Below are 12,230 nucleotides of genomic sequence, written 5' to 3' on the forward strand. Positions count from 1 at the left end.
TTTTATTCATCTTTATAAGTTTTCACCAATCTATCCAAATTCAAACTTCTTGCTGAAGCATCGAAGATTTCTCGATAAGTGCCGTCTTCTTCGTACAATTCTTCGTGCGTTCCGTTTTCTACCACTTCGCCTTTTTTCATCACATAAATCATATCCGAATCCAAAATCTGTGACAACGAATGCGAAATAATAATCACAGTTCGTCCGGCTTTTATGGCGTCCAAAGAATTTTTGATTTGTTCTGTGGCAATGGCGTCCAGACTTGCAGTGGGCTCATCCAGGAAAATAATTGGCGGGTTTTTCAAAAATAACCTTGCAATGGCAATCCGCTGCTGCTGCCCTCCGGAAAGTTGTGTGGCATCGTGATTATAAGCATCCGGCAAATCTAAAATCTGCTCGTGGAGATAAGCTTTTTTAGCGGCGGTCTTGATGTCTTCAAAACTCGCCTCCAGGTTTCCGTAACGGATATTGTCTTCGATACTGCCTTTGAAAATATGGTTTTTCTGAAGAACCAGCCCGAGGTCATCCCGAAGATATTCATTATCAAAATCATTCAGGTTGTTCCCATCCAAGAGGATTTCGCCGGAGTCGGGTTCGTAAAATTTACAGAGCAGGTTGATAACGGTCGATTTTCCTGCGCCACTTAAGCCTACCAAAGCCGTTGTTTTGCCATTCTCAATAGTGAGGGAAACGTTTTTTAGCGCTTTCATCCCATTTGGATAGGTAAAATCGACATTTCGGAGTTCAAATTTGCCTTTGATAGGAATGTTGTCAATGGTGCCGTTAGGTTCTTTTTCATCATCGTCATTCAGGATTTCAAAATAGCCTTCGGCATAAATAAAGGCGTCATTCATATCATCATAAATCCTGTGAAGCTGGCGTATAGGCGCAGAAACGTTGTTGAACAGCATAATGTGCAACATAATGGCACCCACCGTCATCTGCTGGTCCAGTACAAGATAAACAGTAAGCAGGATGATGAGGACGATTACAAACTGCTCTATAAAACTCTTGAGCCCGTCATAGATAAAGCTGGTTCGCCGCGTGTAGAGTTGGCTTTCCATCAGTTGCATCTGGAGATTGTACTGTTTTTTACCTTCAAATTTTTCCCGAACAAAACTTTTGATCACCATTATCGAGTTTATGAGATTCAAAAGGCCGGATGTTTTTTGCTCGCGCTGATTCCTTAGTTTCCGCCGCACGCCACCGAGTTTTTTGGCCTGCCTGGCGGTTACGTAAAAATAAACCGGGATGACAAAAGTGGAAACTAAACCAACATAAAAATTCTGCATATACATCACTATCAATGCGATTATGGCGGTGGAAAATAATGGTAAAATATCGATGAAAAAATTCTGGACGAGTTTTGTTAGGCTTTCAATCCCTCTGTCTATGCGGATCTGTAACTTCCCGGATTCGTGCCGATCGTCATTAAAGTAAGCAATTCTGTAAGTCAGGATTTTGTCAATGGCTGCCTGCGCCAATTCTGAACTGACGTTGATCCTGATTTTTTCGCCATAGAATTTTTGCCCAAACTGAATAAAAATGTTGGCTAGTTCTTTCCCCAAAAGTATAATCGAAATCAATATGAGAACGTGGATTCCTTCTGACATCGGATGAGGCAGTTGGGTTAGTTTCGTCACCTCGTCCACCGTATATTTTAAAACAATCGGGTTGACCTGGGCGAATAGGGCACCAATGAATGTCAAAGTTAAAGTTCCAAAAACCATCCATTTGTAAGGCTTGATGAAGCTTTTTAACTGGCTGAAAATATGGATAAGATTAGTGGTTTTCTGAAAAGGTTTTTTCATAATAGCAAGTTAACGATAATATTGAAAAAATATGTCTTGGAAAGTTTAACACAAAGGCACGAAGTTCTTTCTACCATTAATGCGTTTTTAAGGCACAAAGTAAATCGAAGATTTTTTTATTTTTCACGAACCCAAAACTTTGTGCCTTAATTTTAAATGAATGAATTAATAATTTGTGCCTTTGTGTTTAACTTATTAATTTTAAACTTTCATAAAAAGAAAAGATGAAAATATACACAAAAACGGGAGACAAAGGCGAAACTGGGCTTTATGGCGGAACGCGGATTTCAAAAGCCAGCGCGCGGGTAGAATCTTACGGAAACATTGATGAGCTCAATGCGGCCATTGGCGTAGCCAAATCCCATATCGAGGATCAGGAGGTGATTAATCAACTCAAAAAAATCCAGTTTGATTTGTTTACCGTTGGTTCAGAAGCTTCGACTCCGATTGATAAATTGTTTTTGGCGAATGGGAAAGCCAGGTTGCCATTGGTAATTTCTGATAATGAGATCGAAGAATTGGAAAACTGGATGGACGACATGGAAACCAAAGTGGAACCTTTGCAATATTTTATTTTGCCCGGTGGTGGCAAGGCGGCGACGTTTCTTCACGTGGCCAGGACTGTTTGCAGGCGTGCGGAAAGAAGTTTGGTTTTTCTCAATCAATCCGAAGATGTTCGCCCGGAAATGATAAAATACCTGAATCGTTTGTCTGATTATTTGTTTGTCTTGGCCAGATATATTTCAAAATTAAATAATGAGCCGGAAGAATATTGGATCCCAAGCGATAGAAGTTAGATATTAGATTTGATTCAATGAAAAAAGCCCTTTTATTCATTAATGGAGAACCACCAAAAGAGTTTCCCAATTTTTCAGATTATAATCTGATAGCCTGCACTGATGGTGCATTTCACTATCTTAAAAAAATGAAATTTCCTTTGGATCAATTGGATTTTATTTCCGGCGATTTTGATTCTCACAAAATCGAAGAAGAAATTATTCATCAATCTGGGATTTATAATTTTAAAATCATAGAAACGCCGGATCAGAACAAAACGGATTTTCATAAAGCCTTGGAAATTATTATCGAAAAAGGGTTTGAAAATGTGGATGTTTTTGGTGCAAGTGGAGGAGAGCAGGATCATTTTCTAGGGAACCTGAGTGTTGCTTTTTTCTTTAAAGATAAAATCAACCTCAAATTTTTTGATGAATATTCATCTTACTTTTTTATCCCGAAAGAATTTTCAATATCCGGTGTTAAGGGGAAAATGATCTCGCTAATGCCTTTTCCTATTGCCAAAAATATCATAACAAAAGGGTTGAAGTGGCCTTTGCATAAGGAAGATCTGATTCTTGGGGAAAGAATTGGGACGAGGAATGTGGCGGAAAATCAGCACATTTCCATTCAGTATTCGGAAGGAGATATGCTTGTTTTTGTCGGAAAATAACAGGGTAATTTTTATCAAATTATTAACGCAGAAATTCAGTTTTTTTAATCATTTTTGCATCGTAAAAACAATTAATCTTTTTTAGCCGGAAATGAAAATAAAATATTCTGAACTAATTGACCAAACGCTTTATTTTCCTACAGAAGAATTCAATGTAGAGGAGAATAATCTGAAGTTCCACGACATCAACCTGATGGAAGTTGTGGAAAAATTCGGGACACCTTTGAAGTTCAATTATTTACCCAAGATTTCTCAGAATATAGAACGGGCCAAATTCTGGTTCAAGGAGGCTTTCGAAAAGAACGATTATCAAAAAAGTTACCGCTATTGCTATTGTACCAAGTCCAGCCACTTCGCTTTTGTGGTAGAGGAGGTACTTAAAAATGACATCAGTTTGGAGACATCTTCGGCTTATGATATGGACATTGTAAAGTCGCTTTATGATAAAGGCAAGGTGGAAAAAGACATCGAAGTAATCTGTAATGGCTTCAAAACCGATGATTATCTGGTGAAGATTTCGGATCTGATTAATAACGGATTTGAAAATATTACGCCGATTCTTGATAATTACCGCGAGCTGGATAAGCTGACGGAAAGCATAGACAGAACCTTTAATATCGGGATCAGAATTGCTTCTGAAGAAGAGCCCAAGTTCGAATTTTATACCTCAAGACTCGGCATTGGATACAAGGATATTATTCCTTATTACAGCCAGAAAATTGCGGAACATCCCAATGCAAGGCTTAAGATGCTTCACTTTTTTATCAATACGGGAATTAAGGATACATCCTACTATTGGAATGAGTTGTACAAATGTCTCCGTGTGTATGCAAGGTTGAAAAAGATTGCTCCGGAAGTGGATTCGCTTAATATTGGTGGTGGATTCCCGATCAAAACGTCTTTGAATTTTGATTACGACTATGAGTACATGGTGAACGAAATTGTTTCCCAAATCAAAAAATTCTGTGAAGAAGAAGGAGTTGAAGAACCTAATATCTATACCGAATTTGGAAGCTTTACCGTTGGGGAAAGTGGAGGACACCTGTTTAAAATTATTTCCCAAAAACGTCAAAACGACCGGGAAAAATGGAATATGATAGATTCATCTTTCATGACGACTTTGCCGGATACATGGGCTATATCGCGCCATTTTATCATGTTGCCGCTTAACCGATGGGATGATTCTTATGAGCGTGTTTTTCTGGGAGGACTGACTTGTGATTCTGACGATTACTATAACTCCGAGCAGCATACCAATGCTATTTACCTACCGGTTTATAATGATACGAAACCGCTCTATATTGGGTTTTTCCATACAGGGGCTTACCAGGAAACGATTGGTGGTTACGGAGGTGTTCACCACTGCCTGATGCCGCAGCCTAAGCATATCCTCATCAATAAAGACGAAGATGGCAACTTTACCTACGAATTGTTCCGTGAGGAGCAAAGGCCTGAGGATGTCTTGAAATTGTTGGGATATTAAAATAAAACAAAACCTTGTTTGGATATGCCGGAAGTTCATCTTTCGGCTTTTTTGTGGTGTCAACTGAACGTCAAAAAACGAAAAACGACCGTGCAAAACGGTCGTTTTTAGATTTTATCTCGAAGTTGTATTTTACTTGGCAGAGAATACATCTTTGGCGTAATCGCCATTATTATTAGGTGTTTCAATCACGATGTTTCCGTTTTCGAAGTACCCAATTGTAGAGGCGCCAGAACTCAATTTAACCCGGAAAACATCTTGTTTTGTGGTTGTTTTAAAGGTCGCAAAAGGAACAGAACTTCCGGCATCTGCCAGGATAAACTGATTAGCGTCAATCTGTATTTTTTGCAATGTAAGAGATCCGTTAGAATATCTCTGTGCCGCATTTTGATGATTAGAATCATTCGCTACAACGGTTTTCTGTTCTTTAAGGGCAGGAGGTGTTTCGGTTTTTGCAATAATTTTAACCTGAGGATTGGAAATCGGAACTTTAACTAAAGTTTGTTTGAGCGCATCCTGAAATCCTGGTTCAAATTCTTTGATCATGCTGTTTCCTTTCTCTGTGAAAACAGCTTGGCCTTTACAATCTTTGAACTGCAAAATCAATTTGTTTCGGAAAAGACTCTTGTCATCTACAATGTCCGCAGAAATAATATCACATGGATCAGAAAGTGAATTAGCAGGCCACTGGCTTTTATCATCTCCAAGAATGGTGTATTTCTTACTTTTTAGCGTTTTTTCCAGCAATGGTTTTAGTCCATAGGCTTTTTGAGCTTTAAAATCTTCAAATTCAGCTGGGATCAAAACATATTGATAATTAGAAATTTGTTGAGCCTTTGAGAAGCCAACAAAGAAAAGTAAAAGAATGAATGGTATTTTTTTCATAATAGTAAATATTTAATTTCTAAAACCCTGCATATCCAGTTTCAAAGAAAAGAAATTGGAGTAAAAATTAGACCCTCCAATTCCGGAGTTGGTAATGGCATAATCCAGAGTAAGGCCTTTGTAACGGATGCCAATACCGGCACTTGGTTGGAAAGAAACTTTTCTCTTGAGGTTTTCTATGTCAGAAACCGTTTGGAAACGGTTGACGCCAAGTCTTACAAAAATCATATCCTGAAAAATGAGTTCGCCCCCGGCATACGGTGTGATACTGGCAAAATCAGTTGAAACCAGTGCAGCCGTTTTGGCAAAATCAATGTTAACGCCTGCTTCGGGTAATAATTTTAAATCCCTGTTAAATTCAAAAGTTTTGCTGATACCCAGGTTCAGTTTCGGCATCGTAATTTCCATTTTATCTTTCGGTGCAGGATTGAATTCTTCACCATTTACAACAGCGGATAATTCTTTTTGGTTAATTGTCCAAAAGTTAACCGTTGTCGTAGCATCCCGCAGCATGGCTCCCAGATTCCAGTCTGTATCCGTATGATAAATGGCTCCCAAATCAAATCCGAAACCGTAACCGCTCGCAAACTTGCCCACATTTCTATAAACTAGCTTTGCGGTGGCACCCACATCCAACTTGTGGTTTCCATTGGGATGAAAGGCATATGAGAACAGCGCCGCATAATCCGAAGTAGAAAAAGAACTTATTTTATCATAATCAATATTCCCTTCGGAATCAATCAGCTGTGTGGTGTTCAATATATTATCAACACCCAGCCGAACGAGCGAAACGGCAAAAACGCCGTTGCCATAATCCAGAGGTTTGGCGTAGGCTATGTAATCGTATTTGGCAATGGATTCAAAATATTCTGCGTGCATGGCCGATACCTGCCAGTCCCTGTCGATTTTCATCAGTCCTGCCGGATTCCACATGGGAGAATACACGTCGTCCTGATTAGAAACTACCGCGCCACCCATGGCAAGGCCTCTAGCTCCGGCTCCAATGTTCAGAAACTCATTAGAGTATTTTCTGATGATTTGGGCATCCAGCAATTGGGTGATGGTAATCAGTAAAAAAAATAAAATTCTTTTCATCAAAATTAGTTTACAGAAGCTCTGTATCTGTCATTTTAATTTGTTTTTTCCGCCTTGATTTTATCACGCCATTGACTACAATGGCTATAATCATAACCAGCGAAGCTATATAAAAAATAGGACTCATGTGTTCTGATGCTCCAAAGATAAAAAAAGCAAGTATAATCCCATAAACCGGCTCCAGATTGACCGTGAGGATCAAAGTGAAGGGCGAAATGAACTTCATCAGATTAACACTTTCAAACATCGGGTAGGCGGTAAAAACTGAAGCTAATAAAACTATTAACGCCAAATCACGGTAACTTATTTCACTCACCTGAGAAATTTGGCCTGTAAAAATGAAATAAAGACTAATGACCAAGAAGCCACCCGCAATCTCATAAAAAATAATATTACCGGAACTTGTTTTCCCAAACAGACGGCCGTTGAAAACAGAAAATATGGTTCCGAAAAGCGCGCAGAAAATGCCATAAATGATACCTTCTTTATACTTAAGTTCTGCATTAAAGATCAACGAAATACAGATAACAATGATAACTCCGATAATCACCTCTGTCCAATCCGGTTTTCTGCGGAAGACCAAAGGTTCTATTAATGATGCAAATAGGGTGGACAGGGAAAGGCAGGATAAGGCAATAGAAACATTGGAAACCTTAATCGAATGGAAGAAAAACAGCCAGTGCATTGCCATTACGCTTCCTATTAAAACCAGGCGCAAAAGCAGTGGTTTTGTCACGCGTATACTTTGCTTTTTGAACAGCCTGAGGTATAAAAAAAGGAAAATAGATGCAAACAGCATCCTGTAAAATACCAGAGCCTGCGCATCAGCCACAATCAGTTTTCCCAATATCGCTGTAAAGCCCCATAAAAAAACGATAAAATGCAATCTTAGCAAGTAAGAATTCTTCATTGGAAAGCCCTGAAATTTTAGTTGTAAAAATAGAATAAAAATATGGTTTTTGATGCGCTTTAACCATGATAACATCAATAATACAGTCGATTATTTAAGATATTGTCCAATTTCTGAATGGTCAAAATAAATACGTTCTAAGCTTTACCGAAAAACTAACCCGAAATACATAAAAAATTTTATCTTTAAGCCAAAAGAAAGTTCATGGATCTGGAATTCAATAAAAGGGAAGATGTCAATAAGCTCAAGTATTCTGAAATTAAAAAGATACTGGCAAAAATAAAACTAGGCGGTGGCGAAAAGGCTTTGGCGAAACAGCATGACCAAGGCAAAATGACCGCCAGGGAACGTGTGGATTATCTTTTCGATAAAAACTCAGATTCTATAGAGATCGGTGCATTGGCCGGCTACGAGATGTACGAAAAAGAAGGGGGTTGCCCAGCAGGCGGTGTTGTTGTAAAAATAGGCTATGTTTCTGGAAAACAATGTATTGTAGTTGCTAATGATGCCACCGTAAAAGCAGGTGCTTGGTTCCCAATAACAGGGAAGAAAAACCTGCGTGCCCAAGAGCTAGCCATGGAAAATCGATTGCCCATTATTTACTTGGTAGATTCCGCCGGGGTTTATCTGCCAATGCAGGATGAGATTTTCCCCGATAAAGAAATGTTTGGCCGTATCTTCCGGAACAATGCTAAAATGAGTGCATCCGGGATCATTCAAATTTCAGCTATTATGGGAAGCTGTGTTGCAGGCGGTGCTTATCTGCCGATTATGAGCGACGAGGCAATGATTGTAGATAAAACGGGAAGTATTTTCCTGGCAGGAAGTTACCTTGTAAAAGCCGCCATAGGGGAAAATATTGATAACGAAACATTGGGCGGTGCCAAAACGCATTGTGAGATTTCTGGTGTTACAGATTACAAAGCCAAAGATGACAAAGATGCCCTAGACCGAATCAAAAATATAATGAAATCCATCGGAGATTTTGAGAAGGCCGGTTTTGCCCGAACAGAAAGTTTCCCTCCAAAAGAAAATCCTGAAAATATATTTGGCATAATGCCGGCAGCAAGATCTGAGCAATACGACACATTCGACATTATAAAATGCCTGACCGATAATTCTGAATACGAAGAATACAAACCAGACTACGGAAAAAGCATCATCTGCTGCACCGCAAGGATTGACGGCTGGAGCGTAGGTATTGTGGCCAATCAAAGAAAGCTGGTAAAAAGCGGCAAAGGCGAGATGCAGTTTGGAGGTGTCATCTATTCTGATTCTGCGGACAAAGCGACAAGATTCATTGCTAATTGTAATCAGAGAAAAATTCCGTTGGTCTTTCTGCAAGATGTGACGGGTTTTATGGTGGGTTCGAAATCCGAACATGGCGGGATCATAAAAGATGGCGCAAAAATGGTGAATGCCGTTGCCAATTCGGTAGTTCCAAAATTCACGGTTATTACCGGGAATTCTTATGGAGCGGGTAATTATGCAATGTGTGGCAAAGCTTATGATCCAAGATTGATTGTTGCCTGGCCTTGGGCAGAACTGGCGGTGATGGGTGGTTCACAAGCCGGGAAGGTTCTACTTCAGATCCAGGAATCTGCCCTTAAAAAACAAGGAAAACAAATTTCTGAAGAAGAAAGAAAGGAAATTCTCGACAAAATTCTCCAAGATTATAACAGGCAAACCCAGCCTACTTATGCAGCGGCAAGGCTTTGGACCGATGCTATTATCAGCCCCGTTGATACGCGGAAGTGGATCAGTATGGGAATAGAAGCGGCCAATCATTCGCCCATTACAGAAAAATTTAACCTGGGTGTGATTCAGGTATAAAAAAGGACGCCATTCGGGAAAGAATGGCGTTTGTTTTTTATTAGAGCATCGATACTATCTTGTTTTTTCAAGAACACAGATACTCTTAATTTTATTACCGTTTTCCTGCGCAAAATAGCCTTCCAGCACCAGCTGATCGCCTGTTACATTGATAATGATAAAGTAGCCTGGTCCGTAAGTAATCATATTTTCTTTGGATTTGGTTTCATCATTTTTCTCAAAAGAATATTTGATTTTGAACTTTTGCCCGTCAGAACTGCCACAGTCGTAGTGCCACATTTTCTCTCTATTCATTTTAAATTCGTAGATCTCATCGCCCGAAGTGCAGGAGAACAGATTTTCAGGATTTTGATTGGCGGCAAATTCATCAAAATTACCTTTATAAAAACCTACAACTTTCCATTTTCCATTTAATCGGTCTTCATTAATTTTTCCATTGGCTTTCTGGATGACCCAGCCTGTACCTTTCGCAACAGTTTTAACCGTTCCAATAGCCACTTTTCCGGCAGTTTTTACAACTTTTGCTGCGGTGCTTACGATGCAGGATGACAGGATACTGCACAACAGAACAGACATAATCAATTTTTTCATAGCCAATGATTTTTTTCAAAAATACGTAAAAAACTGAGCTTTTGAAGAAGTTGTGAACCATTATTATTAAATCTTATAAAAAGGTTAGTTATTTTTCTTATTTTTATAGATCAACATAATTTAATTTTACTCGCTGCATGAAGACAATTCCTGTTAAAATCGGATGGGATCTTGTAATTCCCATTATTTTGATTGTATCGTTACCCAATCTGTTGATGATTGGCAGTCTTAGTGGGGGAGATTTTATAATGCCTGTAGCAGTTTTAGGCTTTACGCTGACACTTATCTTTGGGATTCGTTACCAAATAGATTCTGAGAATCTTTACATCAAAAATTCGGTTTTTGGGACCACAACAATTCCAATTAAAGAAATCAAGCGTGTAGAAAAAACACGGAGTATTTTGGCTTCGCCTGCTCCAAGTATATCAGGAAGGATTCAGGTTTTCTATAACAATGATAGCATAATTATTTCGCCTAAAAATATTCAACAATTTAATAACGAATTACTTAGGATTAACCCTGATGTTGTTATAAAAGAATGATTCTTTTATATTGATTGAAGATTAAAATCCTAATAACACGATTTAAGCTAAAATTTTCTTACGATGCGCAATACCCCATTCTGCAAGATGCTCGATGATTTTTTTGAGAGTTAGTCCGTATTCGGTTAGTTCATATTCAACACTTATTGGTTGTGTACTGAGAACGGTTCTTGTTACCAGTTGATTGATTTCAAGGTCTTTTAATTCACTACTCAGCATTTTTGCCGATATACCTTCAATTTCCTTCTGAAGATCGGAAAAACGCATTTTATTATAGCACAGTGCCGCAATGATCTGAACTTTCCACCTGCCTTTCAATATGTCCATCGTGTCTTGCACTGCGATGAGATTGGTTTTGCAACATTTTATTTTCATAACTGGTTGATTTTATTGTTGGTTACTTTTTTGTAATGGTAACTTTTTGTAACTAGATTACAAAAATAAACTTTTAATATCTAAATTTGTTCTTTTAAAACTAAAAATTACCATAATATGAGTTTGTTAGAAGACCTTAACTGGCGTTATGCCACAAAAAAAATGAATGGCAACACCGTTCCTCAGGATAAAGTAGATTATATTGTAGAAGCTGCCCGACTGGCACCATCATCATCCGGTTTGCAGCCGTATAGATTATTTGTCATTACCAATAAAGAATTACTGGAAAAAATTAAACCGATTGCTTTTGACCAAGCTCAGATTACTGACGGCTCCCACCTTTTGGTTTGGGCAGCCTGGGATGGTTATTCCAACAACAGCATTTCTGAAGTTTTCGAAAAAACAACAACGGAAAGAGGAATTCCAAAAGAGACAATGGACGATTATAAAACCAGACTTTGGGGTATATATGAGCCGCTGGGAAAAGAGTGGCACGCGATTCATGCAGCCAAGCAAGCTTACATTTCGTTTGGTTTAGCAATTGCAGCAGCTGCGGAACAGAAAGTGGATGCCACGCCAATGGAAGGATTTGATAATGTTGCTCTCGACGAATTGCTTCACCTAAGCGAAAAAGGCTTAAAAAGCGTAGTAATTCTGCCTTTGGGTTACCGGGAAGAAACTGGTGACTGGTTGGTTAACCTCAAAAAATACAGAACACCAAAAGACGAATTTGTAACTGAGATTAAATAATGAGAAAAGCGGAAAATTAATTCCGCTTTTTTGTTTTTATAAAGAGCTGAGATTATTTCAAACTTAAGATAGCCAATCTGTAACCTTTCATCCCAAATCCAGAGACCACGGCATCGCAACTCTCGGCTGTTACAGATTTTTTTCGGAACTCTTCACGCTTATAGATGTTACTGATGTGGACTTCGGTTTTTGGTTTGTTGATATTCTTTAAGCAGTCTGATATGGCGTAGGAATAGTGGGTGAAAGCCCCTGGATTGATAATGATAGCATCATAATCCTCGTCCTGTAACCGGTTGATTATTTCCCCTTCTATATTGGATTGGTAGTAGAGTATTTCATCTGTAGAAAATTCGGTTTTCAAATCGTTAAGATAGGTCTCCATAGATATAGTTCCGTATATCTCGGGTTCCCGGGTACCTAGAAGATTAAGATTGGGGCCGTTAAGTATTAATATTTTCACAATAATTAGTATAGGAACAAAGATAATTAAAAAACAAAAACCTTCGGA

13 protein-coding genes are annotated in these 12,230 nt (G+C 38.7%); 6 read left to right on the top strand and 7 right to left on the bottom strand.

Going from position 1 to position 12,230, the window contains the following annotated elements:
- Positions 1–2: 2 nt before the first annotated feature.
- Entirely contained in the window at positions 3–1,730 is a 1,728-nt protein-coding gene (locus tag AC00Y6_RS07290; RefSeq protein WP_474490009.1) for an ABC transporter ATP-binding protein, read from the bottom strand.
- 305 nt (positions 1,731–2,035) lie between these two features.
- Between AC00Y6_RS07290 and AC00Y6_RS07295 the strand changes: the two genes are divergently transcribed.
- The 3 genes from AC00Y6_RS07295 to AC00Y6_RS07305 all read left to right on the top strand — a co-directional run bounded on the left by AC00Y6_RS07295 (position 2,036) and on the right by AC00Y6_RS07305 (position 4,741).
- Entirely contained in the window at positions 2,036–2,608 is a 573-nt protein-coding gene (locus AC00Y6_RS07295; RefSeq protein WP_474489958.1) for a cob(I)yrinic acid a,c-diamide adenosyltransferase, read from the top strand.
- Between the two features lie 17 nt (positions 2,609–2,625).
- Positions 2,626–3,258, top strand: coding sequence for a thiamine diphosphokinase (locus AC00Y6_RS07300; protein WP_474489959.1), 633 nt, complete (start codon positions 2,626–2,628; stop codon positions 3,256–3,258).
- 91 nt (positions 3,259–3,349) lie between these two features.
- Positions 3,350–4,741, top strand: coding sequence for a type III PLP-dependent enzyme domain-containing protein (locus AC00Y6_RS07305; RefSeq protein WP_474489960.1), 1,392 nt, complete (start codon positions 3,350–3,352; stop codon positions 4,739–4,741).
- A 132-nt stretch (positions 4,742–4,873) separates the two neighbouring features.
- Here the strand turns inward: AC00Y6_RS07305 and AC00Y6_RS07310 are convergent, their stop codons facing one another.
- The 3 genes from AC00Y6_RS07310 to AC00Y6_RS07320 are packed head-to-tail and all read right to left on the bottom strand — an operon-like array spanning position 4,874 to position 7,631.
- Positions 4,874–5,626 (bottom strand): hypothetical protein, encoded by a 753-nt coding sequence (locus tag AC00Y6_RS07310; protein ID WP_474489961.1) that lies wholly within the window; start codon positions 5,624–5,626, stop codon positions 4,874–4,876.
- A gap of 12 nt (positions 5,627–5,638) precedes the next feature.
- A complete protein-coding gene (locus AC00Y6_RS07315; protein ID WP_474489962.1) occupies positions 5,639–6,721 on the bottom strand; it encodes a putative type IX sorting system protein PorV2 in 1,083 nt (360 codons plus the stop codon).
- A 10-nt stretch (positions 6,722–6,731) separates the two neighbouring features.
- Positions 6,732–7,631, bottom strand: coding sequence for a DMT family transporter (locus tag AC00Y6_RS07320; RefSeq protein ID WP_474489963.1), 900 nt, complete (start codon positions 7,629–7,631; stop codon positions 6,732–6,734).
- 204 nt (positions 7,632–7,835) lie between these two features.
- Between AC00Y6_RS07320 and AC00Y6_RS07325 the strand changes: the two genes are divergently transcribed.
- Complete coding sequence (locus AC00Y6_RS07325; RefSeq protein ID WP_474489965.1) at positions 7,836–9,464, top strand: acyl-CoA carboxylase subunit beta; 1,629 nt, start codon at positions 7,836–7,838, stop codon at positions 9,462–9,464.
- A 54-nt stretch (positions 9,465–9,518) separates the two neighbouring features.
- On the opposite strand, the gene AC00Y6_RS07330 is transcribed toward AC00Y6_RS07325, so the two are convergent.
- Complete coding sequence (locus AC00Y6_RS07330) at positions 9,519–10,055, bottom strand: hypothetical protein (RefSeq protein WP_474489966.1); 537 nt, start codon at positions 10,053–10,055, stop codon at positions 9,519–9,521.
- 137 nt (positions 10,056–10,192) lie between these two features.
- Here AC00Y6_RS07330 and AC00Y6_RS07335 point away from each other — a divergent pair, with 137 nt between their 5' ends.
- Complete coding sequence (locus tag AC00Y6_RS07335; protein ID WP_474489967.1) at positions 10,193–10,597, top strand: PH domain-containing protein; 405 nt, start codon at positions 10,193–10,195, stop codon at positions 10,595–10,597.
- Between the two features lie 42 nt (positions 10,598–10,639).
- Here the strand turns inward: AC00Y6_RS07335 and AC00Y6_RS07340 are convergent, their stop codons facing one another.
- Positions 10,640–10,972 (bottom strand): winged helix-turn-helix transcriptional regulator, encoded by a 333-nt coding sequence (locus AC00Y6_RS07340; RefSeq protein ID WP_474489968.1) that lies wholly within the window; start codon positions 10,970–10,972, stop codon positions 10,640–10,642.
- A 117-nt stretch (positions 10,973–11,089) separates the two neighbouring features.
- Between AC00Y6_RS07340 and AC00Y6_RS07345 the strand changes: the two genes are divergently transcribed.
- On the top strand, positions 11,090–11,722 hold the full coding sequence (locus AC00Y6_RS07345) for an NAD(P)H-dependent oxidoreductase (RefSeq protein WP_474489969.1): 633 nt from the start codon (positions 11,090–11,092) through the stop codon (positions 11,720–11,722).
- 52 nt (positions 11,723–11,774) lie between these two features.
- On the opposite strand, the gene AC00Y6_RS07350 is transcribed toward AC00Y6_RS07345, so the two are convergent.
- The gene (locus tag AC00Y6_RS07350) at positions 11,775–12,182 is read right to left on the bottom strand and encodes a type II 3-dehydroquinate dehydratase (protein WP_474489970.1); all 408 of its coding nucleotides are present in this window, start codon (positions 12,180–12,182) and stop codon (positions 11,775–11,777) included.
- Positions 12,183–12,230 lie beyond the last annotated feature (48 nt).

This window comes from Epilithonimonas sp. (assembly GCF_056329745.1).

What these genes read in the sequence shown, in the direction of transcription:
- AC00Y6_RS07325 (WP_474489965.1), top strand. Translation starts at nt 7,836, where the DNA reads ATGGATCTGGAATTCAATAAAAGGGAAGATGTCAATAAGCTCAAGTAT.
- AC00Y6_RS07315 (WP_474489962.1), bottom strand. Translation starts at nt 6,721, where the DNA reads ATGAAAAGAATTTTATTTTTTTTACTGATTACCATCACCCAATTGCTG.
- AC00Y6_RS07335 (WP_474489967.1), top strand. Translation starts at nt 10,193, where the DNA reads ATGAAGACAATTCCTGTTAAAATCGGATGGGATCTTGTAATTCCCATT.
- AC00Y6_RS07340 (WP_474489968.1), bottom strand. Translation starts at nt 10,972, where the DNA reads ATGAAAATAAAATGTTGCAAAACCAATCTCATCGCAGTGCAAGACACG.
- AC00Y6_RS07305 (WP_474489960.1), top strand. Translation starts at nt 3,350, where the DNA reads ATGAAAATAAAATATTCTGAACTAATTGACCAAACGCTTTATTTTCCT.
- AC00Y6_RS07345 (WP_474489969.1), top strand. Translation starts at nt 11,090, where the DNA reads ATGAGTTTGTTAGAAGACCTTAACTGGCGTTATGCCACAAAAAAAATG.
- AC00Y6_RS07320 (WP_474489963.1), bottom strand. Translation starts at nt 7,631, where the DNA reads ATGAAGAATTCTTACTTGCTAAGATTGCATTTTATCGTTTTTTTATGG.
- AC00Y6_RS07300 (WP_474489959.1), top strand. Translation starts at nt 2,626, where the DNA reads ATGAAAAAAGCCCTTTTATTCATTAATGGAGAACCACCAAAAGAGTTT.
- AC00Y6_RS07295 (WP_474489958.1), top strand. Translation starts at nt 2,036, where the DNA reads ATGAAAATATACACAAAAACGGGAGACAAAGGCGAAACTGGGCTTTAT.
- AC00Y6_RS07290 (WP_474490009.1), bottom strand. Translation starts at nt 1,730, where the DNA reads ATGGTTTTTGGAACTTTAACTTTGACATTCATTGGTGCCCTATTCGCC.
- AC00Y6_RS07310 (WP_474489961.1), bottom strand. Translation starts at nt 5,626, where the DNA reads ATGAAAAAAATACCATTCATTCTTTTACTTTTCTTTGTTGGCTTCTCA.
- AC00Y6_RS07330 (WP_474489966.1), bottom strand. Translation starts at nt 10,055, where the DNA reads ATGAAAAAATTGATTATGTCTGTTCTGTTGTGCAGTATCCTGTCATCC.